Raw genomic sequence first — 26498 nt, 5'->3', positions numbered from 1 at the left:
CGCACCCGTGCCGGGTGGCTCAGACGCCGCTCGGGCTGGGGTCACGTCCGCCGTGACCATGCCCTAGACCTTGATGGCGTCGAAGAAGCCCGGCCCGGCCCGGCCGATCAGTTCTTCCGCCGCGTCGGTGCCCATGGCCGCCGCGTCGGCGGCCGGTCCGCTCCGTTCGGTGGCGTGCACGATCTTGCCGTCCAGGCTGACGATCAGGCCGCGGAACCGCAAGGTTTCGCCCTCCAGCTCGGCCAGGGCGGCGATGGGGGTGCGGCACGAGCCGTCCAGCCGGGTCAGGAAGGCCCGCTCGGCGGTGATGCGGGTCATGGTCGGGGGGTGGTTCAGCGCCGACAGGAAGCGCAGCGAATCCTGGTCGTCGGCCAGGCAGGTGATGCCGATCGCCCCTTGCGCCACCGCCGGCAGCATGTCGTCGGGTGAGATGGCGCCACTGGCATGGTGGGCCAGCCCCAGCCGGTTCAGGCCGGCCATGGCCAACAGGGTGGCATCGACCACCTTTTCTTCCAGCTTGCGCAGACGGGTCTGGACGTTGCCGCGAAAGTTCACCACCTTGAGGTCGGGGCGGCGGTGCAGGATCTGGGCGCCACGCCTGAGCGACGACGAGCCGATCACCGCGCCGGCCGGCAGGTCGGCCAGGCTTTTGGCGGTTAGGCTGATGAAGGCGTCGCGGACATCTTCGCGTGGGAGCACGCAGGGCAGGACGATGCCGTCGGGCAGAACGGTGGGCACGTCCTTCATCGAATGGACGGCCAACTGGATGCGGCCCTCCAGCATCGATTCGTCCAGTTCCTTGGTGAACAGGCCCTTGCCGCCGATCTCGGCCAGCGGACGGTTCTGCACCATGTCGCCGGTGGTGTTGATCACGGCGATGGCGACGGCGCCGTCGGGGGCGAGTTCGGGCCAGGCAGCCGCCAGGCGGTGCTTGGTTTCGTGGGTCTGGGCCAGCGCCAGAGGCGAGCCGCGGGTGCCGATGGTGAGGATGGGTTTGTCGGTCATGGTCCGGTTGTTGTAGGTAATGACGAGGATTCTGGAAAGGGATTTCACGCGTGCTGGTGCTGGGCATCGAGACAAGTTGCGACGAGACGGCGGCCGCCATCGTGGCCGACGATCGGACCATTCTGGCCGATGTCGTGCTGTCGCAACTTGACGATCATCGTCCCTACGGAGGAATCGTTCCAGAAATCGCCGCCCGCTCGCATCTGGACCATGTCGACCGTCTGATCGGCCAGGCCATGGCGCGGGCCGGCCTGACCTTCGACCAGTTGGACGCCGTCGCCGCCACCGGCGGGCCGGGCCTGATCGGCGGCGTGATGGTCGGCGTGATGGCCGGCAAGGCCATCGCGCTGGCCGCGGGCAAGCCGTTCCTGGCCGTCAACCATCTGGAAGGCCACGCGCTGACCGCCCGGCTGACCCACGACGTCGCCTTCCCCTATCTGCTGCTGCTGGCGTCGGGCGGGCATTGCCAATTGCTGGCGGTGCTGGGCGTCGGCCACTATCGCCGGCTGGGCACCACCATCGACGACGCCGCCGGCGAGGCCTTCGACAAGGTCGCCAAGATGGTGGGCCTGGGCTATCCCGGCGGGCCGCAGGTGCAGGAATGGGCGGCCAAGGGTGACGGCGACCGCTTCCATCTGCCGCGCCCGATGAAGGGCAAGCCCGGCTGCGATTTCAGCTTTTCCGGCATCAAGAACGCCGTGCGCCTGCTGGTCGAAAGCCTGGAAAAGCCCTTGTTCGACCAGGACAAGGCCGATGTCTGCGCCGGCTTCCAGAAGGCGGCGGCCGAAAGCATCGCCGACCGCACCCGGCGCGCCATCGAGCTGATGCAGGCGCAATGGCCCCAGACCAGCCATCTGGTGGTGGCCGGCGGCGTCGCCGCCAACAAGGCCCTGCGCGCCAGCCTGGAACAACTGGCCGGCCGCGCCGGCATGACCTTCCTGGCGCCGCCCTTGAACCTTTGTACCGACAACGCGGCGATGATCGCCTGGGCCGGGCTGGAACGGTTCCGCCTGGGCCAGAGCGACCGCCTGGATTTCGCCCCCCGCCCACGCTGGCCGCTGGACCCCACCGCCCCCAAGGCCAAGGGCGCCGGCATCAAAGCCTGAACCCGGAGACCGACACGATGGACAATTTCACCTATCACAACCCGGTCAAGCTGATCTTCGGCAAGGGCCAGATCGCGCAAGTGGGCCGCGACATCCCCAAGGGAGCCCGCGTGCTGTTCGCCTTCGGCGGCGGCTCGATCAAGGCCAACGGCATCCATGCCCAGGTGGTGGACGCCCTGGGCCAGGCCGGCCTGACCTTCGTCGAATTTTCCGGCATCGAGCCCAATCCCCGCTACGAGACGCTGATGAAGGCGGTCGAACTGGCCCGGGCCGAGAAGCTGGATTTCATCCTGGCCGTCGGCGGCGGCTCGGTGGTGGATGGCTGCAAGTTCATCGCCGCCGCCATCCCCTTCGAGGGCGATTGCTGGGACATCGTCGCCAAGCGCGCCCGGCTGAAATCGGCGGTGCCCTTGGGCGTGGTGCTGACGCTCCCGGCGACGGGGTCGGAAATGAACGCCTTCTCGGTGGTCAGCCGCGAGGAAACCGGCGAGAAGCTGGGCTTCGGCTCGCCCGCCGTCATGCCGCGCTTCTCGGTGCTGGACCCGGAATCCACCTATTCCCTGCCGCCCCGCCAATTGGGCAACGGCATCGTCGATGCCTTCGTCCATGTGCTGGAACAGTACCTGACACAGCCGGCCGACGCGCCCTTGCAGGACCGCCTGGCCGAAGCGGTGCTGGCCACCCTGGTCGAGATCGCCCCCAAGGTGATGGCCACGCCGCCCGATTATCAGGCCCGCGCCAATCTGATGTGGTGCGCCACCATGGCCTTGAACGGACTGATCGGCCAGGGCGTGCCGCAGGATTGGTCGACCCACATGATCGGCCATGAACTGACCGCCCTTTACGGCATCGACCATGCCCGCTCGCTGGCTGCGGTGTGGCCGGGCGTGGTGGCCGTGCGCCGTGAAGCCAAGCGGGCCAAGCTGCTGCAATTCGCCGCCCGGGTCTGGGGCCTGACCGAGGGGTCCGAGGATCAGCGCATCGACCAGGCGGTGGCCAAGACCCGCGCCTTCTTCGAATCCGTCGGCGTGCCGGCCGGCACCATTGCCGCCGGCATTCCGGCCGAAGCGGCGCAGTTGGTCTCGGCCCGCTTAAGCGAACGGGGCGGCCTGCCGCTGGGCGAGGACGGGGCCATCGGCGCCGCCGAGGTGCGTGCCATCCTGGAGGCGGCGGCGTGAGCTCGACCCTGGTCCTGGGCGGTGCCCGCTCGGGCAAAAGCGTCTATGCGGAAGGGTTGCTGGCGGGTGGTCCAGCGCTGTACGTCGCCACCGGCCAGGCCTTCGACGACGAGATGGCCGAACGTATCCGCGACCACCGCGACCGGCGCGGGCCGGACTGGACCACCATCGAGGAACCGCTGGAACTGGCGGCATGCCTGGACCGCCATTTGTCGCCCGAGCGCCCGATCCTGGTCGATTGCCTGACCCTGTGGATCAGCAACCTGATGCATGCCGGCCTGGATGTCGGGCACCAGACCGACCGCCTGGCCGAATTGCTGCGCGACCCGGCCGGGCCGGTGGTGCTGGTCAGTTCCGAGGTCGGGCTGGGCCTGGTGCCCGACAACAAGATGGCCCGCGAATTCCGCGACCATCAGGGCCGGGTCAACCAGAAACTCGCCTCGGTCTGCCGCCGCGTGGTATTCGTCGCCGCCGGCCTGCCGCTGATCATGAAGGATACGCTTTGATGTCCAAGGTTCCTGCCACCGTCATCACCGGTTTCCTGGGGGCCGGCAAGACCACCCTGGTCCGCCACCTGATGGAAAACAACCAGGGCAAGCGCATCGCCCTGATCGTCAACGAGTTCGGCGACAAGGGCGTCGATGGCGAGTTGCTGGCCTCGTGCGGCATCACCGGCTGCGCCGAGGACGCGATCATCGAACTGGCCAATGGCTGCCTGTGCTGCACCGTCGCCGACGAGTTCCTGCCGACCATCCAGTCCCTGCTGGAGCGGGCCAACCCGCCCGACCACATCCTGATCGAGACCTCGGGCCTGGCTTTGCCCAAGCCGCTGGTCAAGGCCTTCCACTGGCCGGAAATCCGTTCGAAGGTGACGGTCGACGGGGTGATCGCCGTGGTCGATGCGGCCGCCGTCGCCGATGGCCGCTTCGCCGACAGCCCCGAGGCCATGGCCCAGCCCGACCACGACAATCCGCTGGAAGAGGTGTTCGAGGACCAGCTGGCCTGCGCCGATCTGGTGCTGTTGAACAAGACCGACCTGCTGCATCCCGACACCGTCGCCCAGGTCCATCAGCAGGTGGCGCAGGATCTGCGCGCCGGCATCAAGGTGGTGCGCACCAGCAAAAGCGCCATCGACCCCCGGGTGGTGCTGGGCTTAAGCGCTGCCGCCGAGGACGATCTGGCGGCGCGCCCCAGCCATCACGATGCCGAGGACGGCCACGACCACGACGATTTCACCAGCTTCGCCATCGCGCTTGCCTCGATCGCCGACATCGAGGCGCTGGAGGAACGCATCCTGGACGCCATCGCCACCCACGACATCCTGCGCCTGAAGGGCTTCCTGGCGGTCGAGGGCAAGCCCGCGCGCGCCGTGATCCAGGCGGTCGGCACCCGGCTGGAGCGCTGGTTCGACCGGCCGTGGAAAAGTGATGAGGTCCGCACCGGCCATCTGGTGGTGATCGGCCGCACCGGGCTGGACCGCGCCGCCATCGAAAGGGCGATCGGAGGCTAGGCCTTTGCATCTTCTTGCCGCCCAACCCGGCAGCGTTTCCGACGGGGCCGAGGCCATCGACCTTGGCCAGGACCCGGCCGACATCGTCTTCCTGTCGGCCGCCGATTCCGAGCTGGCGGCCCTGGCCGCCGCCCACGCCGCCCTGGGGGCGCCGGTCAGCCTGCGCCTGGCCAACCTGATGCGCCTGGCCCACCACATGTCGGTCGATCTTTATGTCGATCAGGTGGTGGCCCATGCCAAGCTGGTGGTGGTGCGCCTTCTGGGCGGGCGGGCCTATTGGCCCTATGGCATCGAGCAGATCGCCCGGACCTGCCGCAAGCAGGGCATCGGCTTCGCCATCCTTCCCGGCGACGACCGCCCCGATTCCGACCTGCTGGCCGAAACCAACCTGGGCCCGGAAGACGTGCAGCGTCTGTGGCGCTGGCTGATCTTCGCCGGGCCCGACAATGCCCGGTCCTTCATCGGCTTTTGCGCGGAATTGACCGGCCAGCCCACCCCCTGGCTGGAACCCCGGCCGCTGCCGCCGGCCGGCCCCTATGACCCACAGCCGCGCGACCCCACCCGGCCGCTGGCCCTGGTGGTGTTCTACCGCGCCCTGGTGCTGGCCGGCGACACCGCCCCCATCGATTCCCTGCTGTCCGCCTTGCGCGGGCGCGGATTGGATGCCTGCGCGCTTTATGTCTCGTCGTTGAAAGAGGCCGCCTCGGCGGCGCTGGTCGAGCAGGCCATCGAGGCCGACCCGCCCGCCATCATCGTCAACGCCACCGGCTTCGCCGTCGCCACCCCCGGCCGGCCCGAGGATTCGCCGCTGGGCCGCGCCGATTGCCCGGTGCTGCAGGTGGTGCTGGCCGGCGTCTCGGAAGCGGCCTGGCGCGACGGCACCCATGGGCTGGGACCCAAGGACATCGCCATGAACGTGGCCCTGCCCGAGGTCGATGGCCGCGTGCTGGCCGGCGCCATCTCGTTCAAGGGGGCCAGCCGCGACCACGCCACCCAATGCGACCTGGCCCGCCACCAGCCGGTGGCCGACCGCGTCGATTTCGCCGCCGACCTGGCCGCCGCCTGGGCCAGATTGCGCCGCAAGGAACCGGGCCAGCGCCGGGTGATGGTGGTGCTGGCCAATTACCCCAACCGCGACGGCAGGCTGGGCAACGGCGTCGGCCTCGATACCCCGGCCGGCACGGTGCGGGTGCTGCAGGCGATGCAGGCCGCCGGCTATGATGTCGGTCACATTCCGGCCGACGGCGACGCGCTTCTGGCCCTGCTGCAACAAGGCCCGACCAACGATTGGCGCCAGTTGGACCAGCGCGAGGAACGCGAATCCCTGTCGCTGGCCGATTATCACCTGTTCTTCGGCTCGCTGCCCGACAAAGTGCGCCAGGCGGTGCTGGACCGTTGGGGCCCGCCCGAGGGCGATCCGTTCTTTCGCCCGGGCGAGCTGACTTGCGGCCGCTTCCTGCTGCCGGTGCTGCGGCTGGGCCATGTCGCCATCGGCGTCCAGCCGGCGCGCGGCTACAATATCGACCCGGCGGCGTCGGCCCACGACCCGGCGCTGGTGCCGCCCCATTCCTATCTGGCCTTCCACGCCTGGATGCGCTGGCAATTCCGTGCCGACGCCATCATCCATATGGGCAAGCACGGCAATCTGGAATGGCTGCCGGGCAAGGCTTTGGCCCTGTCGGCCGATTGCTTCCCCCAGGCCTGCCTGGGCGCGCTGCCCAACCTTTACCCCTTCATCGTCAACGATCCCGGCGAGGGCACCCAGGCCAAGCGGCGGACCGGCGCGGTGATCATCGACCATCTGACGCCGCCTTTGACCCGGGCGGAAAGCTATGGCCCCTTACGCGAGCTGGAACGGCTGGTCGATGAATATTACGACGCCGCCGGCCTGGACCCGCGCCGGCTGGTGCCCTTGAAGAAAGAGATCCTGGCGCTGACCGCCACCATCGGCCTGGATGCCGATCTGGGCATCACCTTCGCCGACGATGCCGACCAGGCCCTGGCCAAGCTGGATTCCCATCTGTGCGAGCTGAAGGAATTGCAGATCCGCGACGGCCTGCACATCTTCGGCCAAAGCCCGACCGGCCTGCAGCGTCAGACCTTGCTGGTGGCGCTGGCCCGGGTGCCGCGCGGATCGGGTGACGGCAATTCCTCGCTGCTGCGCGCCCTGGCCGACGACCTGGGCCTGGGCTTCGATCCGCTGGATTGCGACCTGGGCGCGGCATGGCCCGGCCCCCACCCGGCTGTTTTGGCCGGCCCCGATCCGTGGCGGACCATGGGCGACTCTGTCGAGCGGCTGGAAGCCCTGGCCCTGGCCCTGGTGGCGGAAGAGCGCGCCTGCGAGCCCACCTGGACGCGCACCATTCAGGTGCTGAAGACGATCCACCACCACCTGGCCCCTGCCGTCGATGCCTGTGGCCAGGCCGAACTGGACGGCCTGCTGGCCGGGCTGGACGGCCGCTTCGTCGGCCCCGGCCCGTCGGGGGCGCCGACCCGGGGCCGGCCCGACGTGCTGCCGACCGGGCGGAATTTCTTCTCGGTCGATACCCGCATGGTGCCGACGCCGGCGGCCTGGGCCCTGGGCTGGAAATCGGCGCAATTGCTGGTGGAACGCCACCTGCAGGACCATGGCGAGTGGCCGCGCACCATGGCCCTGACCGCCTGGGGCACCAGCAACATGCGCACCGGCGGCGACGATATCGCCCAAGGCCTGGCCCTGATGGGGGTCAGGCCGACCTGGGATGTCGGCTCGAACCGGGTGTCGGGCTTCGAGGTGATGCCGGCCGGCCTGCTGGACCGCCCGCGGGTCGATGTCACCCTGCGCGTCTCGGGCTTCTTCCGCGACGCCTTCCCCGATCTGATCAATCTGTTCGATCAGGCGGTGCGCGCGGTCGCCAAGCTGATTGAGCCCGCCGACACCAACCCCCTGGCCGCCCGGGTGCGCGAGGAACAGGCCCGGCTGGGCGAGGGCCTGGCGGCGGCGCGGGTGTTCGGCTCGAAGCCCGGCGCCTATGGGGCTGGATTGCAGGCCCTGATCGACGAGGGCGGCTGGAACGAGCAGGCCGACCTGGCCGCCGCCTATGTCGCCTGGGGCGGCTGGGTCTATGGCGGCGGCAAGGAAGGTGAAGCCGCGCACGATCTGTTCACCACCCGGCTGTCCCAGGTCCAGGCGGTGGTGCAAAACCAGGACAACCGCGAGCACGATTTGCTGGATTCCGACGATTACTATCAGTTCGAGGGCGGCATGAGCGCGGCGGTGGCCCAAGCCTCGGGCGCCCAGCCGGCGATCTATCACCCCGACCATTCCCGCCCCGAAAGCCCGCGCATCAAGACCCTGGAAGAGGAAATCGCCCGGGTGGTCCGCGCGCGTGCCGCCAATCCCAAATGGATCGAAGGCGTGATGCGCCACGGCTATAAGGGCGCCTTCGAGATGAGCGCCACGGTCGATTACCTGTTCGCCTTCGCCGCCACCACCCATGCGGTCAAAAGCCACCATTTCGACCTGCTGGCCGACGCCTATCTGGCCGACGATCGCGTGCGCGACTTCATGGAGCAACACAACCCGGCCGCCCTGGCCGAGATGAAGGCCCGCTTCACCGAGGCCATCCGGCGCGGCCTGTGGACGCCCCGGCGCAATTCCATCCATGCCCTGTTGTGACATTTCACAAAACTGTCACGGCTTTCGCGCTATACCTTCCCCGCCCCTTTCCAACCGGACCCCACCATGTCGGATCAGATCGTCGAGACCAAGATGAACGCGGCCAGCGTTCGCGTTCATTACGGCGCCAAGGAAGCGCTGAAGGGCATCGATCTCGACATTCCAGCCAACCGGGTCACCGCCCTGATCGGGCCGTCGGGCTGCGGCAAGTCGACCTTCCTGCGCTGCTTGAACCGCATGAACGACACCATCGTCGGCGCCAAGGTCAGCGGCACCATCACCCTGGACGACGAGCCGCTTTACGGCGACGGCGCCATCGATCCGGTGCTGCTGCGCATGCGGGTCGGCATGGTGTTCCAAAAGCCCAACCCCTTCCCCAAAACGATCTATGACAACGTCGCCTTCGGCCCGCGCATCCATGGGCTGGTGCCCGACAAGGACAGTCTGGATGCCATGGTCGCCGACGCCCTGACCAAGGCCGGCCTGTGGGTCGAGGTCAAGGACCGCCTGGGCGACATGGCCACCGGCCTGTCGGGCGGCCAGCAGCAGCGATTGTGCATCGCGCGCGCCATCGCGGTCCGGCCCGAGGTGATCTTGATGGACGAGCCCTGCTCGGCGCTGGACCCCATCGCCACCGCCAAGGTCGAGGAACTGATCGACGAACTGGCCGAAAGCTACACCATCGTCATCGTCACCCATTCGATGCAGCAGGCGGCCCGGGTGTCGCACCTGACCGCCTTCTTCCACCTGGGCAGCCTGATCGAGGTCGGGCCGACCGAGCGGATCTTCACCGCGCCCGAGCAGCAATTGACGCAAGGCTACATCACCGGCCGATTCGGCTGATCATAGGAGCAAGCATGCCGACCGTGGGCGAACATCACATCGTCAAATCCTATGACGAGCAATTGAAGCGACTGCACGACGCCATTTCCCGCATGGGCGGCCTGGCCGAACGCCAGTTGGAGCTGTCGATGAAGGCGGTCGAGACCCGCGACGACACACTGGCCGGCGAGGTGGTCGCCTCGGACGCCGCCATCGACGCCGACGAGCATTTCGTCAACGAGCAGACGGTGCGGCTGCTGGCGCTGCGCGCCCCCGTCGCCGACGATCTGCGCACGGTGATCGCCTCGTTGAAGATCGCCGCCGACCTGGAACGCATCGCCGATCACGCCGCCAACAACGCCAAGCGGACGCTGGTGCTGAACCAGACCGCGCCGCTGGCGCCGGTGCGCACGCTTTTGCGCATGGGCCGGCTGGTGCAGGAATTGCTGGCCCAGGTGCTGGCCGCCTATCTGCAGCACGACGCGGCCCAGGCCCTGGCGGTGCGCGCCCGCGACCAGGAGGTGGACGCGCTTTATTCCAGCCTGTTCCGCGAAATCCTGACCTACATGATGGAAGACCCGCGCACCATCACCGCCTGCTCGCACCTGATGTTCATGGCCAAGAACATCGAGCGCATCGGCGACCACGCCACCAACATCGCCGAGATGAGCTATTTCCTGATCACCGGCCAGTCGCTGGCCGACCAGCGCCCCAAGGGCGACCGTTCCAACACCGAAGGCCTGGCGCCATAGGGCGTGGCGCGGGCCGTGCCGGCCCCGCTCAATCGCCGCGCAGGCTTGTTTCCGCAGGCTCAAAAAAAGCGAAGGTCTGGCGCCATAGGGCGTGGCGCGGGCCGTGCCGGCCCCGCTCAATCACCGCGCAGGCTTGTTTCCGCAGGCTCAAAAAAAGCGGCCGGGGAATCGCCTTCCCCGGCCGTCTTCTTGGCGAATTCGCCTTACTTCTTCTTCTTCTCGGCGCGCTTGATGGCGTCCTTGATGATCTCGCCGGCCTTTTCGGCATCACCCCAGCCGATCACCTTGACCCACTTGCCCTCTTCCAGGTCCTTGTAGTGGGCGAAGAAGTGCTCGATCTGCTTGATCAGCACGTCGGGCAGGTCCTTGTAGGACTGCACTTCGTCGTAGAACGGGTGCAGCTTGGCGTGCGGCACCGCCAGGATCTTCTCGTCCTGGCCGGATTCGTCTTCCATCAGCAGCACGCCGATCGGGCGCGAGCGCAGAACCGAGCCGACCGCCACGCCATGCTTGCCCACCACCATCACGTCGACCGGATCGCCGTCGTCGGACAGGGTGTGCGGCACGAAGCCGTAATTGGTCGGGTAGTACATGGCGGTGTGCAGGAAGCGGTCGACGAACATCGCGCCGGATTCCTTGCAGATCTCGTACTTGACCGGGTCGCCGCGCAGCGGGATTTCGACCACGACGTTGATGTCGGTCGGGGGATTCTTGCCGATCGGGATCTTCTTGAGGTCCATGGTTGCTGTCCTTGTTCCCTTGTGTGTTCTTTTGCGATGCGGTCAGCTTCGGAACCGCTCTAAAAACTTTGCGGCATCCTCATACGCCATTCCGAGCGCGCGTGCCACCGCTGGATGGGTGATTTTTCCATTATGGACGTTCAAACCGGCGGCCAGATGGGGATTTTCCGCCAGGGCCGGGCCCCAACCCCGGTCGGCCAGGTCCAGGATGAAGGGCAGCGTAGCATGGCCCAGGGCGATCGCCGAGGTGCGCGCCACCGCGCCCGGCATGTTGGTGACGCAGTAATGCACCACCCCTTCGGCGACATAGGTGGGCTCGGCGTGGCTGGTCGGGCGCGAGGTGGCGAAGCAGCCGCCCTGGTCGATGGCGACATCGACCACCACCGAACCGGGCCGCATGGCGGCCACCAGTTCGCGCGACACCAGCCGCGGCGCGGCCGCACCGGGGATCAGCACCGCACCCACCGCCAGATCGGCCGAGGCGACCGCCTGCTCGATGGCATCCAGCGTCGCATAGGCGGTCTCGACCCGGCCGGCGAACATTTCGTCCAACTGGGCCAGCCGGGCGGCCGAGCGGTCGATGATGGTGACCCTGGCCCCCAGCCCGACCGCCATGCGCGCGGCATTGGTCCCGACCACGCCGCCGCCCAGGATGGCCACCCGGCCGGGCGGCACGCCGGGCACGCCGCCCAGCAGCACGCCTGCGCCGCCTTGTTCCTTTTCCAGGCAATGGGCGCCGACCTGGATCGACATCCGGCCGGCCACCTCGCTCATCGGGGCCAGCAATGGCAGCCCGCCCCGGGCGTCGGTGACGGTTTCATAGGCGATGGCGGTGACGCCCCGTTCAACCAGGGCATTGGCCTGGGCCGGATCGGGGGCCAGATGCAGGTAGGTGAACAGCACCTGGCCGTCGCGCAGCAGGGCGAATTCCGATGCCTGCGGCTCCTTGACCTTGACCACCAGATCGGCGGTGGCGAAGACGTCCTGGGCGTCGGCCCCCAGGCTGGCCCCGGCGGCCAGGTAATCGGCGTCCGAGCAGCCGATGCCGGCGCCGGCGCCTTTTTGCACCATCACCCGATGGCCGTGCCGGGTCAGCTCGCGCACGGCCGCCGGAATCATGGCCACGCGGTATTCGTGGGTCTTGATTTCCTTGGGAACGCCAATCTTCACGGCACTCTCCTATGGGTCGGGCGGCAGCAACCTGCGGCGCAACGCCACCAGCAAGATCAGGCCAGGCAAAGCCACCAGGGTCGAGACCAGGAAGAAATCGACCCAGCCCAGGCTTTCCGCCAGTTGGCCGGCACTCGAGGCGACCAGGGTCCGCCCCACCGCCGCCAACGAACTCAGCAACGCATATTGCGTCCCTGTGAATCTAAGGCTGCACAGGCCGGATATGTAGGCCACGAAAGCCGCCGACCCTAATCCTCCCGATAGATTCTCAACGGCGATGGTCAAGGTCAACGCATAGACGTCGGCGCCGACGGATGCCTGCCATGCGAACATCAGGTTGGACAGCATCTGCAACAGGCCGCAGCCCAGCAGGCTTTTCCACAGGCCGTAGCGCGCCACCACCACGCCGCCCAGGAAGGTCCCCAGGATGGTGGCGCCGAAGCCGAACAGCTTCGACACCGTCGCCACCTGGGCCTTGGTGAAGCCGATCATGATGTAGAAGGGATTGGCCATCACCCCGGCGAAGGCGTCGCCCAGCTTGTACAGCAGCACGAAGGCCAGCACCGCCAGGATGAAGCGTCCGCTGCGCCGGGCCATGTCGGCGAACGGCTCGATCACCGCCTGGCGCAGCCGGCCGGCGATGGTGGCGGCCAGGACCAGGGGCGGAGCGTTCGGTTCGGGATTGGCCAGCACGGTGACCATGCCGACCCCCACCAGGCCGGCCATGGCGACATAGGTCACCGCCCACGAGCCGCTGAACTGGGCCAGCAGCAAGGCGCCGGCCCCCGACACCAGCATGGCGACGCGATAGCCGAACTGCACGGCGGCGGCACCGGCGCCATATTGCGGCTTATCAAGGATTTCGACCCGGTAGGCATCGATGACGATGTCCTGGCTGGCCGAGCAGAAAGCCACCAGCAGGGCCAGCAGCGCCACCCGCTCGGTCTGAAGGGCCGGGTCGGTGGCACCCAGCGCCAGCAACGCGCCGATCAGGGCGGCCTGGGTCGCCAGCATCCACGCACGCCTGCGCCCGAACGCGCCGGTTAGGCCGGGCAGGCGCATCTGATCGACCAGCGGCGCCCACACGAACTTGAAGGTATAGGGCGTGCCGACCAGGGCGAACAGGCCGATGGTCTTCAGCGACACCCCGGCCTCGGTCAGCCACACCGCTAGGGTCGATCCGGTCAAGGCCAGCGGCAGGCCGCTGGAAAAACCCAGCAGCAGGATGGTGACGATGCGGCGGTCGCCATAGACGGCGAAGGCGTCGCGCCAGCTTGGCTTTTTTTCGGTGACATCCCCGGTCATGGGCGACACTTTAGTTCGTGATGCAGAAAATCTGCATCACTATTTGCCCTCGCCGGGCGCAAGCACCGCTTGCTTGGCCGCCGCCGCAATGGCGGCTGGCGCAATGCACATTTTGCGCATCGCGCCATGGGGCAAATGGTTAAGAGCCGCCTGCCAGAGGATGCGATGAAGCCCGCCCAGATCGACGAATTCTACGCCCGCCTGGCCGCCGCCCATCCCAGCCCGAAAAGCGAGCTGGACTATGTCAACGCCTATACCTTGCTGGTGGCGGTGGTGCTGTCGGCCCAGGCCACCGATGTCGGCGTCAACAAGGCGACCGGCCCGCTATTCGCCAAGGTGACCACGCCCCAGGCCATGCTGGAGCTGGGCGAAGAGAGCTTACGCGACCACATCCGCACCATCGGCCTTTACCAGACCAAGGCCAAGAACGTGATGGCGCTGTCGCGGCTTTTGATCGAGCGCCATGGCGGCCAGGTGCCGGCCGAGCGCGACGCGCTGGAAGCCCTGCCCGGCGTCGGGCGCAAGACCGCCAACGTGGTGCTGAACGTCGCCTTCGGCCAGCCGACCATCGCCGTCGATACCCATTGCTTCCGCGTCGCCAACCGCACCGGCCTGGCACCCGGCAAGACCGTGCTGGCGGTCGAGGAAGGGCTTTTGCGGGTCACGCCGGCCCGCTTCGCCCACGACGCCCACCATTACCTGATCCTGCACGGCCGTTATGTCTGCAAGGCCAGGAAACCGGAATGCGACGGCTGCGCGGTCCCCGATCTGTGCGCGTTCGGGGGCTAGTGTCCTGCCCCAGAAATTCGCAAGTGAATTTCTGGGGCAGGACACTAATCTGTTGAATTGTGTGGTGATTCCGATGTCCGCATTTTGATGCGAACTTCGGAATCACCACACTAAGGGGCTGAATTCGGCGGGGTGATGCGGATCGAGGCGATCTGGTTGCGGTTCTTGCGCAACACCTCGAAGCGGAAGCCGTGGAAGCGGAACACCTGGCCGACATTGGGAATCTGGCGGCTTTCGTGCAGCAGCAGGCCGGCGATGGTGTTGGCGTCCTCGTCGGGCAGGCGCCATTCGAATTCGCGATTGAGATCGCGGATGGTGACGCCGCCATCGACGACGTAATCGCCGCCTTCCTGCGGGTGGACACCGGCGACGGCGACATCGTGCTCGTCGGTGATGTCGCCGACGATCTCTTCCAGGATGTCTTCCAGCGTCACCACCCCCATCAGGGCGCCGTATTCATCGACCACCAGGGCGAAATGCTCGCGCCGTTCGCGGAAGGCGCGCAATTGCTCCAGAAGCGTGGTGGAATCGGGGATGAACCACGGGGTGCCGGCCAGTTCGCCGACATCGAGCTGGGCGACATCGCCGTCCAGCGCGCGCACGGCGCGCAGGACGTCCTTGGCGTGGACCACGCCGATGATGTTGTCGGGCTCGCCCCGCCATAGCGGGATGCGGGTATAGGGGCTTTTGAGGATCAGGTCGACGATCTCGGCCGGCGGCAGGCCCGCATCGATGGTGAAGGCCTTGCGGCGGTGGGTCATCACCTCGCCGACCTCAACATCGTCGAGCTCGAGGATCGAGCGCAGCATGCGCCGTTCGTCCTGCACCGCCTCCTGGGTGGTGTGGACCTCGATGGCGCCGCGCAACTCCATCATGGCGGTCTCGATCGAGGCATCGGTGGCGTACTTGGCGCCGAACATCCGAAAAATCAGCCGGGTCACCACTTCCAGGCCGCGCACCACCGGCGACAGGATCGTGACCAGGCCGGTCACCGGGATGGCCACCATCAGCGCCACCTTGTTGGCGTTGTAGATGGCGTAGGTCTTGGGCAGCACCTCGCCGAACAACACCACGATCACCGTCATGCCGGCGGTGGCATAGGCGATGCCGGCCTCGCCGAACATGGTCACCAGCGCGCCGGTCGCCAGCGACGAGGCCAGGATATTGACCAGATTGTTGCCAACCAACAGCGCCCCGATCAGGCGATCGCGGGTGGCGATCAGATGGTTGACCCGGCGGGCGCGGCGGCTGCCGTCTTGCTCGAGTTGGTGCATATAGGGGCGCGACACCGCGGTCAGCGCGGTTTCCGACCCCGAGAAGAAGGCCGATAGCACCAGCAATCCCAGGATGATCGCCAGCGAAAGGGACATTGCTTCCATCGCCGTCAGCCCGCCACGAACTCGGCCAGCATGTCGCGCACGGCGGATGCCGGCACCTCGCGGGTCAGGAACGAGCGGCCGATGCCCTTGGCCAGCACGAAGGTCACCTTGCCGTCCTTCACCTTCTTGTCGCCGGCCATGTGGTGGACCAGCGCATCCACATCCCAGTGGCGCTGGCGCGACAGGCCGGTGGGCAGGCCGAGCCGGGCCAAATGGCGTTCCAGCCGGGCGCAATCATCAGGCGGGGCCAGATCCAGCCGGGCCGACAGCCGAAGCGCCATCACCATGCCGATGGCCACCGCCTCGCCATGCAGCAATTCCTCGGAGAAGCCGGTCTCTGCTTCCAGGGCGTGACCGAAGGTGTGGCCCAGATTCAGCAAGGCGCGCACGCCGCCTTCACGCTCGTCGGCGGCGACGATGCGGGCCTTGGCCCGGCACGATACCGCCACCGCCTGGGCGCGCGCGGCCTGGTCGCCGTCGATCAGGGCCGGGCCTTGTTCTTCCAGCCAGGCGAAGAACGGCGCGTCGTCGATGATTCCGTACTTCACCACCTCGGCATAGCCGGCCAGCATCTGGCGCCGGTCCAGGCTGTTCAGGGTGTCGATGTCGGCCAGCACCAGGCGTGGCTGGTGGAAGGAACCCACCAGATTCTTGCCCTGGCGGGTGTTGATGCCGGTCTTGCCGCCGACCGAGCTGTCCACCTGGGCCAGCAAGGTGGTGGGGATCTGCACGAAATCCAGCCCGCGCTGCAAGATGGCGGCTGCGAAGCCGGTCAGGTCGCCGATGACGCCGCCGCCCAGCGCCACCACCATGGTCGAGCGCTCGCAGCGGGCGTCCAGCATGGTTTCGGTCAGCTCTTCCAACTGGGCGAAGCATTTGGAATGCTCGCCATGGGGCACCACCACATGGCCGTGGGCGATGCCGGCCCGGTCCAGCGAGGCCAGCACGCGGTCGAGATAAAGCGGCGCCACCACGTCGTCGGTGACCACGAAGGCGCGCTTGCCGGCCATCACCGGAACCATGCGCGGGCCGGCCTGGTCGATCAGCCCGGCGCCGATCTCGATGTCATAGGAACGCTCGCCCAATTCGACGCGAATGATTTCGGCACTCATGCTTTCGGCTCCGACAGAATCGCCAGTTGGTCGATGATCTTGGCGACGGTGACTTCCGGCGGCTCGTCGGTGGTATCGACGACGATGTCCGCCTCGGCGTACAGGGGGTAGCGGGCTTCCATCAGCCGGGCCAGGATCTCGCGCGGGTCGCCGGTCTTCAACAGCGGCCGGTGGTCGCGGCCCGAGGTACGCTTGACCAGAAGGTCCAGATCGGCCCGGATCCACACCGAAATGGCCTCGTCCTTGATGCGGGCGCGGGTCTCGGGATCGACGAAGGCGCCGCCACCGGTGGCCAGCACCTTGGGCTCGCCCTCCATCAGCCGGGCGATCACCTTGCGCTCGCCGTCGCGGAAGGACGGCTCGCCGAAGCGAGCGAAATAATCGCTGATGGTGCAGCCGGCGGCGGCCTCGAACTCGGCGTCGGAATCGATGAAGGCGACCTTCAGCCGCGCCGCCAGCCGGCGACCGACGCAGGATTTGCCCGAGCCCATCAGGCCCACCAATACGATCGAGCGCCCCAACCGCTCCGCCAGTTCCTCATCCGCCGTCATCGAAGCCCGTCCACGCCCCGCCGTTGATCCCGGAAGGCGAGGCCGATACACTGCCCCGTCTTCGCAACACCGTCTTCGTAAAGCCGGCCCCGCCAGCATCCCTTATCGCCGCTTGTATCCGTCCGGGCCGGGGCCTGTCCATCAAATCACAGATCAAGGTTGGTTATAGCGCATGGGAAAGATAGCCGGAATTCTGATGCTTGTGGTGCTGGCCGTCATCGTCGGTGGTGGCATCTTCCTGGCCTCGTCGGATATTCCGGCACCGGCCGCCAAGGTTGAAAAGGTGATTCCCGATGACCGTCTGCCGCGCTGACCGCCGCTTGCGGCTGCTGGGTTGCGCCCTGGCGCTGACCCTGGTGCCGGGTCTGGCCCTGGCCCAAAGCGGCCGGCTGTCGCCCTTGTCGCAGCCCTTCGACCCCGAGACCATGGAACGGATCGATCCGCCGCTAGCCGAGCCGGTGGGCAAGATCGACGTCAACGCCCTGAAGGCGCCCAACCCCGACGGCATCGGCGTGCTGGATTCCCGCCAGGGCGGCTTGCCCGAAACCTTGTGGGCCAATACCTCGGCCCGGACGCTGCGCGCCTTGATTCCGCTGTTGCCGGCGGCGTCGGGTTCGCGGGCGCTGGCCGGCATCGAGCGCCGCCTGCTGCTGACCGCAGCGCCGCCGCCCGACGATGCCAGGGAAGGCGAGAAGCCCGGCCTGGTCGAACTCAGGGCCGAACGCCTGCTGGCCATGGGCGAGGTCGATGGCCTGTTGACCCTGCTGAAGGCGGTGCCGGCCCAGGCCTCGGGTCCGATGCTCGACCGCGTCCGGCGAGAAGCCAAGCTGCTGGGCGGCGACCTGACCGGCGCCTGCGCCGATGCCGGCCGCCAGGCCCCCGATCCGTCCGACCCGCTGCAGCCCAAGATGCTGGTCCTGTGCAACCTGACCCAGGGCCGCACCCTGGAAGGCAATTTCGGCCTGGACCTGCTGCGTGAGAAGAAGGACCCGGACGGCGCCTTCATCACCGCCGCCGAGGTGCTGGGCGGCGTGCCGGCCCCCGCGCTCGACAAGATCCGCCTGGACGAGGCGAACCCCCTGCATGTCGCCGCCTTCGCCGCCGCCAAGCTGCCCCTGCCGGCTTCGTCGCTGACCAAGGCGTCCGCGTCAGTCAACCGGGCGGTCGCCTTGACCGCCTCGAACCCGCCCGAGTTGCGGCTGATGGCCGGCGAACGGGCCGAAGCGGCCGGGGCCTTGCCCATCGATTCGCTGCGGTCCCTGTATCTGGCCCAAATCTTCGCCCCCGACGAGATGTCGGCGCCCCTGACCCGTGCCGACACCGCCGGCCCGCGAGCCCGGGCGCTGCTGTTCCGCGCCGCCACCGACCAGCCCGACCCGGTGCTGAAGGCCCAGTTCGCCGCCAAGGCGCTGGAACTGGCCGGGGCCAAGGGCGAACTGGCCGGGGCCGCCCGACTGTTCGAGCCGGTGATCTTGGCCACCCGGCCCGATTCCTTGCTGGCCGCTCAGGCCCCGTCCTTCGCCCGCGCCCTTTACGCCCTGGGCAAGCCCGAGGCGGCGGCCAAGTGGCTGGACATCGTCCAGGCCGACCCGGCGGCCGGAGCCACCATTGCCGCGCGGCTGTGGCCGCTCGCCGCCATCGCCGGCACCGAACCGGGGCGCGAGCTGTCGCTGGCCGGCCTGGCCGGCTGGCGCCAGTCCTTGACCGGGCTGGCGCCCGAACTGGCGGCGCGGCGCGTCGCGGTGGTGCTGGGCACTCTGGCCGGACTGGGCGCCAAGATTCCCGATTCCTTGTGGCTGGACACCCTGGCCCTGCCGGCGGGAGGTCCGAAATTCGGCCTGTTCGCCATGATGCAGGGCGCGGCGCTGGATGCCCGCCTGGGCGGCACCGTGCTGGCGGTGCTGGCCGCCACCGGCGATAGCGGGCTCGACAAGCTGGACCCGATCACCTTGTCCGAGGCGATCAGCGCTCTCAGCGTGGTCGGACTGGGCGAGGATGCCCGCCGCCTCGCCGTCGAGGCGATGCTGGCCAACGGCATCTGATGGGAAAGGCGGCCGACCGGTCCGGTCTGTTGGCGGCGGGGATCGCCAAGGCCAAGGCCGGCCGCCATTCCGAGGCGCTAAAAATACTGGAACGCGCGCTGAAGCTGGGGGCCGACGCCGCGCTGTTGAACGCCATCGCCATCACAAAAAAGGCCCTGGGCGACATCAAGGGCGCCCGCGCCGCCTATGATCGCGCCCTGGTCCTCGAGCCGGCCAATCCCGATCTGCTGTTCAACCTAGCCAAGCTGGACATGGATGGGCGGCGCCCGGCTGCCGCCGCCCTTTTGCTGGAACGCGCCCTGGGCTTACGCGAGTCCGCAGCGGCGTGGAAGAATCTGGGGGTGTGCCGGCTGGATCTGGGCGACGGAAAGGGCGCGGTGGCGGCCTTCACCCGCCTGGGCGAGCTGGTGCCGAACGATCCACTGGCCTGGTCCTATCTGGGGGTGGCCTGGCAGCAATTGGGCGACCTGATCCGGGCCGAGCAGGCCCATGCCCGGGCGGTCCAACTGGCGCCGGGCAGCCCCGACGTGTTGAACAATCTGGGCTCGACCCTGGTGCTGCAGCGCCGCTGGGCCGAAGCCGAGGCCCTGTTCCGTCAGGCCCTCGCCCGCCAGCCCGACTATGCCGACGCCCATTACGGCCTGGCCCAGTTGCTGCTGGGGGCCAAACGCTTCGCCGAGGGCTGGCCCGAATGGGAATGGCGCACCCGCCGCGCCCGCTTCGCCGAGCCCAAGCCGACCGCGCCTTATTGGGACGGCACGCCCTTCAAGGGGACGCTGGTGGTCCATGCCGAGATCGGCCTGGGCGATTCCTTGCTGTTCGCCCGCTTCCTGCCCCAGGCCCGCGCCCGCTGCGACCGGGTGGTGTTCGTCTGCCAGGCGCCGCTGGTCCGCCTGCTGGATTCATCCTTCTCCGGCATCGAGTTCGTTGCCACCGATGATCGCCGACGCCCCAAGGGCGACCGCTTCTGCTATGTCATGAGCCTGCCGGGTTTCTTCGTCGCCGACACCGCCGACATCAAAGGTGCGCCTTATCTGTCGGTGCCGGCCGGGGCCGGCTTTGATCTGGGGCCGGCCGAGGGCAAGAAGCGGATCGGCCTGTCCTGGTCCTCGACCCGCAAGGATGTCGATCCGCACCGCTTCGTCCCCGGCGCCGAGCTGGCCGACATCGTGCTGAAGGATCATCCGGGGGCGTCGTTCTTCATGCTGCAAAAGGGTCTGGCGGCCGAGGAAAAGGCGGCACTCGCCCCCTTCGCCATCGACCTGGAAGAAAGGCTGGGCGATTTCGCCGACACCGCCGCGATCGTCGCCCAGCTGGATCTGGTGATCAGCGTCGATACCGTCACCGTGCATGTGGCCGGCGGTCTGGGGGTGCCCTGCCTGGTGCTGCTGAACCACGGCGCCGACTGGCGGTGGTTCGAGGCCGAGGACACCACGCCGTGGTACGACAGCGCCCGCCTGATCCGCCAGCCCGACGGCTGCGGCTGGACCAAGGGATTGCAGGCGGTGCGTGCCGAGTTGGACCGCTTCCTATCATGAGCCGCCACGTCGAGGCCTTCCTGGAAATGATGGCGGTCGAGCGCGGCGCCAGCCCCCATACCCTGGATGCCTATCGCCGCGATCTCGACCGCTTCGCCGAATTCCTGAAGGGTGGCAGCGTGGTCGCGGCCACGCCCCAGAACGTCGCCGCCTTCCTGCGCGATCTGGCCGATGCCGGCATGGCGGCCAGGACCCAGGCGCGGCGGCTGTCGGCGCTGCGCCAGTTCTTCCGCTTCGCCTTCGCCGAGGGCTGGCGCCCCGACGATCCCACCAGCCGGGTCGCCATGCCCAGGCTGGGCCGGCCGCTGCCCAAGGTGCTGTCGGAAGCCGAGGTCGATCTTTTGCTGGAGGCGGCGCGCGCCGTCGCCCCGCCGCACGGGCTGATGGTCACCGCGCTTCTGGAACTTCTGTACGCCACCGGCCTGCGGGTGTCGGAACTGGTCGGCCTGCCGTTCGCCAGCCTGGCCCGCGACCCGGCGGTGCTGGTGGTGCGCGGCAAGGGCGACAAGGAACGCATGGTGCCGCTATCCGATCCGGCCCGAGCGGCGGTGGCCGCCTGGCTGCCGCTGCGGGCCGAGCTGCTGGGCCGCAAAAGCTCGCGCTGGCTGTTCCCGTCCTCGGGCCACAGCGGCCACCTGACCCGCTCGGGCTTCGCCGCTATGCTGCTTCGGGTCGGCATGAAGGCCGGCATCGATCCGCGCCGGCTGTCGCCCCACGTCCTGCGCCACGCCTTCGCCAGCCACCTTTTGGCCCACGGCGCCGATTTGCGCGTGGTCCAGGAGATGCTGGGCCATGCCGACATCGCCACCACCGAGATCTATACCCACGTCCTGGACGCACCCAAGGTCAGGCTGGTGCAGCAGCACCACCCGTTGGCCGGAAAAAGCTGACCATATCACTTGGGTCTTGCGGGAAATCATGGCCCGGTCTAGGCTAACCACACTTTATCTTCGGTGATTTCCCAAGGATTTTCCGTGCTCGACGGCCGCCGTATCCTGCTCGTCATCTCCGGCGGCATCGCCGCGTACAAATCGCTCGAGGTGATTCGTCGCCTGCGCGAACGCGGCGCCGACGTGCGCTGCCTGCTGACCCACAACGCCACCCAGTTCGTCACGCCGCTGGCGGTGCAGACCCTGTCGGGCAACAAGGTGTTCCAGGACACCTTCTCGCTGACCGACGAACACGAGATCGGCCACATCACCCTGGCGCGCGATTGCGATCTGGTGGTTGTCGCGCCGGCCACCGCCAACCTGCTGGCCAAGATGGCGCACGGTCTGGCCGACGATCTGGCCTCGACCGCGCTGTTGGTCACCGACCAGCCGATCCTGGTGGCGCCGGCGATGAATTTCCGCATGTGGGAGCATCCGGCCACCCGGGCCAACCTGGCGACCCTGAAGGGGCGCGGGATTCACACCGTCGGCCCCAATGCCGGGCCGCTGGCCGAAGGGGAATCGGGAATCGGCCGCATGGCCGAACCGGGCGAGATCGTCGCCGCCATCGAGGGATTGTTGGCCAAGGGACCGCTGGCCGGGATCAAGGCCCTGGTCACCAGCGGCCCGACCTTCGAGCCGATCGACCCGGTCCGCTTCATCGGCAACCGTTCGTCGGGCAAGCAGGGCCACGCCATCGCCACCGCCCTGGCTCGCCTGGGCGCCGACGTCACCTTGATCACCGGCCCGGTGCGGCTGGCCGATCCGTCGGGGGTGCGCACCATCCATGTCGAGACCGCGCGCGAGATGCTGGGCGCCGCGCTGGGCAACCTGCCGGCCGACGTGGCGGTGTGCGCGGCGGCCGTGGCCGACTGGACGGTGTCGAACGCCTCGAAGGAAAAGCGCAAGAAGTACCCGGGCGCGCCGCCGCCCGCCATCGAGCTGGCCGCCAACCCCGACATCCTGGCGACGCTTTCCGAGGCCGGATCGGCCCGGCCGCGCCTGGTGATCGGTTTTGCCGCCGAAACCGAGAAGGTTCTGGAGCACGCCAAGGCCAAGCTGGCCCGCAAGGGCTGCGACTGGATCGTCGCCAACGATGTCTCGCCGGCCACCGGCACCTTCGGTGGCGATTTCAACAGCGTCCATCTGATCAGCGCCTCGGGCACCGAGGACTGGCCGCGCATCGCCAAGGCCGACGTCGCCGAGCGGCTGGCCTGGCGCATCGCCGATTTCCTGAAGCCCGGGGGGGCCGAATGATCGCCATACCCATCCTGCGTCTGCCGCACGCCGACGACCTGCCGCTGCCGCGTTACGAAACCACCCATGCCGCCGGCCTGGACCTGATGGCCTGCATCCCGGCCGACATCACCCTGGCCCCGGGGCGACGCGCCGTGATTCCCACCGGCTTCGCCATCGCCCTGCCGGCCGGGTTCGAGGCGCAGGTGCGGCCGCGCTCAGGGCTCGCCGCCCGCCATGGCGTGACCGTCCTGAACGCGCCCGGCACCATCGATGCCGATTACCGGGGCGAGATCGGGGTGATCCTGGTCAATCTGGGGGACACCGCCTTCACGGTGACCCGGGCCATGCGCATCGCCCAATTGGTGGTCGCCCGCGTCGAGCAGGCCCATTGGATCGAAGCCACCGAACTGACCGAGACCGACCGGGGGGCCGGCGGCTTCGGCTCGACCGGAACCGAACGACGCGGAGAGTGACACGACCATGCTGCGACCGTCGAAGAAGATGCTGTTCGCCATCGAGGCGGTGCTGGACATCGCCTACCATGCCGGCGGCGAACCGGTGCAAAGCCGCGAGATCACGAGGCGCCAGGGCATTCCCCGGCGCTATCTGGAGCAAACCCTGCAGCAATTGGTGCGATCGGGCATCCTGATGGGGGTGCGCGGGCCGCGCGGCGGCTACCGCCTGGCCCGCGAACGACGCCGCATCTCGGTCGGCGAGATCGTGCGCGTGGTCCGCGCCATGGAAACGGCGGAAGACCCCTATCAGGACGTGCCGGCCAGCGAGTTGGGCAAAAGCGTCATCCGCCCGATGTGGACCGAACTGTCCGACGAGATCATGAACCAGCTCGACGCCATCACCGTCGATGATCTGTGCATGCGGTCGTACAAGGCGGGTATCCCATCCGAGGCACACCAAAAGTTGGACTTCATCATCTGAAGCTTGCCGCCGCCCCGCTTTCCATGAGAAAGTGTGAATAGATAGAGATTAACACTTGGGACGAGGGAATTAAGATGAGCGAGTTCCGCGGCCGGATTTACGACTCCATCATCGACACCATCGGCGCCACCCCGCTGGTGCGCCTGTCCAAGCTGGCGGCCGATTCCGGGGCCAAGGCCGACATCGTCGGCAAGTGCGAGTTCTTCAATCCCATGGCCTCGGTCAAGGACCGCATCGGCTTCGCCATGATCGAGGCGGCCGAGAAGGAAGGCCGCCTGAAGCCCGGCGCCACCCTGGTCGAGCCGACCTCGGGCAATACCGGCATCGCGCTGGCCTTCGTCTGCGCCGCCAAGGGCTATCGCCTGATCCTGACCATGCCGGAAAGCATGAGCCTGGAGCGGCGCAAGATGCTGTCGCACCTGGGCGCCGAGATCGTGCTGACCCCGGCCGCCAAGGGCATGACCGGCGCGGTCAAGGAAGCCGAGCGCCTGATCGGCGAAATCCCCGGCGCGGTGATGTGCCAGCAATTCGACAATCCGGCCAACCCCCTGGTGCACGAGGCGACCACCGCGGAAGAAATCTGGAAGGACACCGCAGGGCAGGTGGCGGCGGTGGTGGCCGGCGTCGGCACCGGCGGCACCATTTCCGGCATCGGCCATGTGCTGAAGAAGCGCAACCCGGCCATCCGCATGATCGCGGTCGAGCCCGAGGACAGCCCCGTCCTGTCGGGCGGCGCCCCCGGCCCGCACAAGATCCAGGGCATCGGCGCCGGCTTCGTGCCGAAGAACCTGGACCGCGGCGTCGTCGATGAAATCCTGCAGATCGGCAACGAGACCGCGTTTGCCACCGCCCGCAAGGCGGCCAAGCTGGAAGGGCTGCCGGTCGGCATTTCCTCGGGCGCGGCCATCGCCGCCGCCCTGGAAGTGGGCCAGCGTCCCGACATGGCCGGCAAGGTGATCGTGGTCATCCTGCCCAGCTTCGCCGAACGCTATCTGTCGACCGCCTTGTTCGAGGTCTAGGCCCCGTCGCCAACCCGTCATGGCCGGGCTTGACCCGGCCATCCATGGTTCGAAACCGCCTTCGGCAGTATGGACCCTCGGGTCAAGCCCGAGGGTGACGATCCTCAGGAATGCGTGTCCATTCATGGACTTCAGCGAAGACCAGATCCGGCGCTATGCCCGCCACATCATCCTGCCCGAGGTCGGCGGCACCGGTCAGGCCCGGCTGCTGAATGCGCGGGTGCTGGTGATCGGCGCCGGCGGCCTGGGCTCGCCGGTCGCACTATACCTGGCGGCGGCGGGCGTCGGCACCATCGGCATCGTCGATGACGACGTGGTCGATCTGTCCAACCTGCAGCGCCAGATCCTGCATCATACCGGCTCGGTCGGCCGCGCCAAGGTGGCGAGCGCCGCCGACACCCTGGGGGCCATCAACCCCGATGTCCGGGTGGTGCCGATCCGGGCCCGTCTGAACAAGGACAATATCGGCGCCATCCTGGCCGATTTCCCGGTGGTGGCCGACGGTTCGGACAATTTCGCCACCCGCTTCCTGGTCAACGATGCCTGCCGGCTGGCCGGGGCCACCCTGGTCTCGGCGGCGATCCTGCGTTTCGACGGCCAATTGTCGACCTACAAGCCGGGCGGGCCCTGCTATCGCTGCATCTATGCCGAGGCCCCGCCCGAAGGCTCGGTGCCGACCTGTTCGTCGGCCGGGGTGCTGGGCGCCATCGCCGGCACCATGGGGTCCTTGCAGGCGACCGAGGTGTTGAAGGAGATCCTGGGCATCGGCGAGTCCATGGCCGGCCGATTGCTGATCTACGACGCGCTGGCGGTGACCTTTAGGACCGTCCGGGTCAAGCGCGACCCCGGCTGCCCGTTGTGCGGCGACCACCCGACCATAACCGATTTGTCGGCCCACGGAAGCACCGACCATGCCTGCGGCTGACAAGAGCTCGCCCGACAAGTTGTCGATCGTGGTGTTTTCGGGCGCCTTCGACCGCGTTCATTACGCCCTGGTGATGGCGGCGGCCGCCGTGGCGTCGAACACGCCCGTCACCTTGTTCTTCACCATGTGGGCCGGCCGCGCGCTGGAAAAGGATGCCGGCTGGGCGCGACTACCCGTATCGGAAGGCGGTCAGACCGCCGAACAGATGGATGCCCAGTTCAAGGCGCGCCACGTCGCCACCTTCGAGGAATTGCTGGAGGCCTGCGTCGCCCTGGGCGTCACCTTCATGGTGTGCGAGATGGGCCTGAAGGCGCTGGGCATGGACCCCGACGATTTGCGCCCCGACGTCCCCGTCGCCAAGGGCGGCGTGGTGACCTTCCTGGCCGACGCCAGCAAGAATGGAGCGATGGTGTTCGTTTAGCCCGTCCTATTCACCAGGGCGCTCAGAATTGTATGCAACCGTAGTCGCCTGACGTTTGGGGCGTCTGACCACGACGGCCTTCCGGTCGTCTGGGTGATGTGATGGGCAGGCGGACGGGGTCTGGAGTTGTCGGGCGGGATTGATCGGGGCAATGACGGCCCCGTCGGTCACGGTCCGGCGGGCATCAGCGCCGAGGCGAGGTGGCGGATCAGGGCAGCCTCGGGGCAGGCTGCGGCGAAGGCGAGACGGATGCGCGAGGCGGTCTCGATGACGCGGGCGCCCAATTTCAGCAGCCGGAGCCGGATGGTGGTGAACTCCGCGTTGGCCAGGGCATGAGTCTTGGGGATGGCGTCACGGAGGGTGAGCATCAGC

Annotated in this window: 26 protein-coding genes; 18 read left to right on the top strand and 8 right to left on the bottom strand. The window is 68.0% G+C overall.

The features are described from left to right. Positions 1–63: 63 nt before the first annotated feature. Entirely contained in the window at positions 64–1005 is a 942-nt protein-coding gene (gene hemC, locus A6A05_RS10765) for a hydroxymethylbilane synthase (protein WP_068500503.1), read from the bottom strand. A 50-nt stretch (positions 1006–1055) separates the two neighbouring features. On the opposite strand from hemC, the gene tsaD reads away from it, so the two are divergent. From tsaD to phoU, 7 genes are all read left to right on the top strand, one after another. Next, entirely contained in the window at positions 1056–2111 is a 1056-nt protein-coding gene (tsaD, locus tag A6A05_RS10760; RefSeq protein WP_068500500.1) for a tRNA (adenosine(37)-N6)-threonylcarbamoyltransferase complex transferase subunit TsaD, read from the top strand. Between the two features lie 17 nt (positions 2112–2128). Then, a complete protein-coding gene (locus A6A05_RS10755; protein WP_068500497.1) occupies positions 2129–3289 on the top strand; it encodes an iron-containing alcohol dehydrogenase in 1161 nt (386 codons plus the stop codon). Beyond that, positions 3286–3795 carry a bifunctional adenosylcobinamide kinase/adenosylcobinamide-phosphate guanylyltransferase gene (cobU, locus tag A6A05_RS10750; RefSeq protein WP_068500494.1) on the top strand — a complete coding sequence of 170 codons (510 nt, stop codon included), beginning with the start codon at positions 3286–3288 and terminating at the stop codon, positions 3793–3795. The genes A6A05_RS10755 and cobU overlap by 4 nt, the downstream gene beginning before the upstream one ends. Beyond that, the gene (gene cobW, locus A6A05_RS10745; protein ID WP_172822262.1) at positions 3795–4799 is read left to right on the top strand and encodes a cobalamin biosynthesis protein CobW; all 1005 of its coding nucleotides are present in this window, start codon (positions 3795–3797) and stop codon (positions 4797–4799) included. The genes cobU and cobW overlap by 1 nt, the downstream gene beginning before the upstream one ends. Positions 4800–4803: 4 nt before the next feature. After that, positions 4804–8457 carry a cobaltochelatase subunit CobN gene (cobN, locus tag A6A05_RS10740; RefSeq protein ID WP_068500488.1) on the top strand — a complete coding sequence of 1218 codons (3654 nt, stop codon included), beginning with the start codon at positions 4804–4806 and terminating at the stop codon, positions 8455–8457. A 66-nt stretch (positions 8458–8523) separates the two neighbouring features. Then, positions 8524–9300, top strand: a complete 777-nt coding sequence (gene pstB, locus A6A05_RS10735) for a phosphate ABC transporter ATP-binding protein PstB (RefSeq protein ID WP_068500485.1) — start codon at positions 8524–8526, stop codon at positions 9298–9300. 14 nt (positions 9301–9314) lie between these two features. After that, positions 9315–10031 (top strand): phosphate signaling complex protein PhoU, encoded by a 717-nt coding sequence (phoU, locus tag A6A05_RS10730; RefSeq protein ID WP_068500480.1) that lies wholly within the window; start codon positions 9315–9317, stop codon positions 10029–10031. Between the two features lie 203 nt (positions 10032–10234). Here the strand turns inward: phoU and ppa are convergent, their stop codons facing one another. The 3 genes from ppa to A6A05_RS10715 are packed head-to-tail and all read right to left on the bottom strand — an operon-like array spanning position 10235 to position 13246. Further along, complete coding sequence (gene ppa, locus A6A05_RS10725) at positions 10235–10771, bottom strand: inorganic diphosphatase (RefSeq protein ID WP_068500477.1); 537 nt, start codon at positions 10769–10771, stop codon at positions 10235–10237. A 42-nt stretch (positions 10772–10813) separates the two neighbouring features. Beyond that, positions 10814–11941 (bottom strand): alanine dehydrogenase, encoded by a 1128-nt coding sequence (gene ald, locus A6A05_RS10720; RefSeq protein ID WP_068500474.1) that lies wholly within the window; start codon positions 11939–11941, stop codon positions 10814–10816. A gap of 9 nt (positions 11942–11950) precedes the next feature. After that, complete coding sequence (locus A6A05_RS10715) at positions 11951–13246, bottom strand: AmpG family muropeptide MFS transporter (protein WP_068500471.1); 1296 nt, start codon at positions 13244–13246, stop codon at positions 11951–11953. A 165-nt stretch (positions 13247–13411) separates the two neighbouring features. Between A6A05_RS10715 and nth the strand changes: the two genes are divergently transcribed. Beyond that, entirely contained in the window at positions 13412–14035 is a 624-nt protein-coding gene (nth, locus tag A6A05_RS10710; protein ID WP_068500468.1) for an endonuclease III, read from the top strand. 110 nt (positions 14036–14145) lie between these two features. Here the strand turns inward: nth and A6A05_RS10705 are convergent, their stop codons facing one another. Genes A6A05_RS10705 through A6A05_RS10695 form a run of 3 tightly spaced genes read right to left on the bottom strand, consistent with a single transcriptional unit; the run spans position 14146 to position 17077 of the window. After that, complete coding sequence (locus A6A05_RS10705) at positions 14146–15405, bottom strand: HlyC/CorC family transporter (RefSeq protein WP_425411942.1); 1260 nt, start codon at positions 15403–15405, stop codon at positions 14146–14148. Between the two features lie 14 nt (positions 15406–15419). After that, positions 15420–16526, bottom strand: coding sequence for a 3-dehydroquinate synthase (gene aroB / locus A6A05_RS10700; protein ID WP_068500462.1), 1107 nt, complete (start codon positions 16524–16526; stop codon positions 15420–15422). Then, positions 16523–17077: a shikimate kinase gene (locus A6A05_RS10695; RefSeq protein WP_068500459.1), complete on the bottom strand. Its 555-nt coding sequence runs from the start codon at positions 17075–17077 to the stop codon at positions 16523–16525. Before A6A05_RS10695 ends, aroB begins: the two co-directional genes overlap by 4 nt. Positions 17078–17249: 172 nt before the next feature. On the opposite strand from A6A05_RS10695, the gene A6A05_RS21315 reads away from it, so the two are divergent. The 10 genes from A6A05_RS21315 to A6A05_RS10650 all read left to right on the top strand — a co-directional run bounded on the left by A6A05_RS21315 (position 17250) and on the right by A6A05_RS10650 (position 26126). Further along, complete coding sequence (locus tag A6A05_RS21315; RefSeq protein WP_172822261.1) at positions 17250–17390, top strand: hypothetical protein; 141 nt, start codon at positions 17250–17252, stop codon at positions 17388–17390. After that, the gene (locus A6A05_RS10690; RefSeq protein WP_068500456.1) at positions 17371–19119 is read left to right on the top strand and encodes a hypothetical protein; all 1749 of its coding nucleotides are present in this window, start codon (positions 17371–17373) and stop codon (positions 19117–19119) included. Before A6A05_RS21315 ends, A6A05_RS10690 begins: the two co-directional genes overlap by 20 nt. After that, positions 19119–20657 (top strand): tetratricopeptide repeat protein, encoded by a 1539-nt coding sequence (locus A6A05_RS10685; RefSeq protein ID WP_068500455.1) that lies wholly within the window; start codon positions 19119–19121, stop codon positions 20655–20657. Before A6A05_RS10690 ends, A6A05_RS10685 begins: the two co-directional genes overlap by 1 nt. After that, entirely contained in the window at positions 20654–21547 is an 894-nt protein-coding gene (locus A6A05_RS10680; protein WP_068500452.1) for a site-specific tyrosine recombinase XerD, read from the top strand. The genes A6A05_RS10685 and A6A05_RS10680 overlap by 4 nt, the downstream gene beginning before the upstream one ends. 84 nt (positions 21548–21631) lie before the next feature. Beyond that, a complete protein-coding gene (gene coaBC / locus A6A05_RS10675) occupies positions 21632–22843 on the top strand; it encodes a bifunctional phosphopantothenoylcysteine decarboxylase/phosphopantothenate--cysteine ligase CoaBC (protein ID WP_068500449.1) in 1212 nt (403 codons plus the stop codon). Then, a complete protein-coding gene (dut, locus tag A6A05_RS10670; RefSeq protein ID WP_068500446.1) occupies positions 22840–23298 on the top strand; it encodes a dUTP diphosphatase in 459 nt (152 codons plus the stop codon). The genes coaBC and dut overlap by 4 nt, the downstream gene beginning before the upstream one ends. Positions 23299–23305: 7 nt before the next feature. Next, entirely contained in the window at positions 23306–23761 is a 456-nt protein-coding gene (locus tag A6A05_RS10665; RefSeq protein ID WP_068500445.1) for an RrF2 family transcriptional regulator, read from the top strand. A gap of 74 nt (positions 23762–23835) precedes the next feature. Then, positions 23836–24780, top strand: a complete 945-nt coding sequence (cysK, locus tag A6A05_RS10660) for a cysteine synthase A (protein ID WP_068500443.1) — start codon at positions 23836–23838, stop codon at positions 24778–24780. 124 nt (positions 24781–24904) lie between these two features. After that, positions 24905–25705: a HesA/MoeB/ThiF family protein gene (locus A6A05_RS10655; protein ID WP_068500439.1), complete on the top strand. Its 801-nt coding sequence runs from the start codon at positions 24905–24907 to the stop codon at positions 25703–25705. Beyond that, positions 25692–26126, top strand: a complete 435-nt coding sequence (locus A6A05_RS10650; RefSeq protein WP_068500436.1) for a DsrE/DsrF/DrsH-like family protein — start codon at positions 25692–25694, stop codon at positions 26124–26126. Before A6A05_RS10655 ends, A6A05_RS10650 begins: the two co-directional genes overlap by 14 nt. A 167-nt stretch (positions 26127–26293) precedes the next feature. Here A6A05_RS10650 and A6A05_RS10645 read toward each other — a convergent pair. Next, positions 26294–26498, bottom strand: a 205-nt coding sequence (locus tag A6A05_RS10645; RefSeq protein ID WP_172822152.1) for a transposase, incomplete at its 5' end; no start/stop codon positions are given.

Source organism: Magnetospirillum moscoviense, from assembly GCF_001650635.1.
Classification (GTDB): domain Bacteria; phylum Pseudomonadota; class Alphaproteobacteria; order Rhodospirillales; family Magnetospirillaceae; genus Magnetospirillum; species Magnetospirillum moscoviense.
This window is presented reverse-complemented; position numbering and strand designations above follow the sequence as displayed.

What these genes read in the sequence shown, in the direction of transcription:
- A6A05_RS10715 (WP_068500471.1), bottom strand. Translation starts at nt 13,246, where the DNA reads ATGACCGGGGATGTCACCGAAAAAAAGCCAAGCTGGCGCGACGCCTTC.
- hemC (WP_068500503.1), bottom strand. Translation starts at nt 1,005, where the DNA reads ATGACCGACAAACCCATCCTCACCATCGGCACCCGCGGCTCGCCTCTG.
- phoU (WP_068500480.1), top strand. Translation starts at nt 9,315, where the DNA reads ATGCCGACCGTGGGCGAACATCACATCGTCAAATCCTATGACGAGCAA.
- A6A05_RS10690 (WP_068500456.1), top strand. Translation starts at nt 17,371, where the DNA reads ATGACCGTCTGCCGCGCTGACCGCCGCTTGCGGCTGCTGGGTTGCGCC.
- cysK (WP_068500443.1), top strand. Translation starts at nt 23,836, where the DNA reads ATGAGCGAGTTCCGCGGCCGGATTTACGACTCCATCATCGACACCATC.
- ppa (WP_068500477.1), bottom strand. Translation starts at nt 10,771, where the DNA reads ATGGACCTCAAGAAGATCCCGATCGGCAAGAATCCCCCGACCGACATC.
- A6A05_RS10680 (WP_068500452.1), top strand. Translation starts at nt 20,654, where the DNA reads ATGAGCCGCCACGTCGAGGCCTTCCTGGAAATGATGGCGGTCGAGCGC.
- dut (WP_068500446.1), top strand. Translation starts at nt 22,840, where the DNA reads ATGATCGCCATACCCATCCTGCGTCTGCCGCACGCCGACGACCTGCCG.
- A6A05_RS10705 (WP_425411942.1), bottom strand. Translation starts at nt 15,405, where the DNA reads ATGTCCCTTTCGCTGGCGATCATCCTGGGATTGCTGGTGCTATCGGCC.
- A6A05_RS10650 (WP_068500436.1), top strand. Translation starts at nt 25,692, where the DNA reads ATGCCTGCGGCTGACAAGAGCTCGCCCGACAAGTTGTCGATCGTGGTG.
- A6A05_RS10695 (WP_068500459.1), bottom strand. Translation starts at nt 17,077, where the DNA reads ATGACGGCGGATGAGGAACTGGCGGAGCGGTTGGGGCGCTCGATCGTA.
- A6A05_RS10655 (WP_068500439.1), top strand. Translation starts at nt 24,905, where the DNA reads ATGGACTTCAGCGAAGACCAGATCCGGCGCTATGCCCGCCACATCATC.
- pstB (WP_068500485.1), top strand. Translation starts at nt 8,524, where the DNA reads ATGTCGGATCAGATCGTCGAGACCAAGATGAACGCGGCCAGCGTTCGC.
- aroB (WP_068500462.1), bottom strand. Translation starts at nt 16,526, where the DNA reads ATGAGTGCCGAAATCATTCGCGTCGAATTGGGCGAGCGTTCCTATGAC.
- A6A05_RS10755 (WP_068500497.1), top strand. Translation starts at nt 2,129, where the DNA reads ATGGACAATTTCACCTATCACAACCCGGTCAAGCTGATCTTCGGCAAG.
- A6A05_RS10685 (WP_068500455.1), top strand. Translation starts at nt 19,119, where the DNA reads ATGGGAAAGGCGGCCGACCGGTCCGGTCTGTTGGCGGCGGGGATCGCC.
- nth (WP_068500468.1), top strand. Translation starts at nt 13,412, where the DNA reads ATGAAGCCCGCCCAGATCGACGAATTCTACGCCCGCCTGGCCGCCGCC.
- cobW (WP_172822262.1), top strand. Translation starts at nt 3,795, where the DNA reads ATGTCCAAGGTTCCTGCCACCGTCATCACCGGTTTCCTGGGGGCCGGC.
- A6A05_RS21315 (WP_172822261.1), top strand. Translation starts at nt 17,250, where the DNA reads ATGGGAAAGATAGCCGGAATTCTGATGCTTGTGGTGCTGGCCGTCATC.
- A6A05_RS10665 (WP_068500445.1), top strand. Translation starts at nt 23,306, where the DNA reads ATGCTGCGACCGTCGAAGAAGATGCTGTTCGCCATCGAGGCGGTGCTG.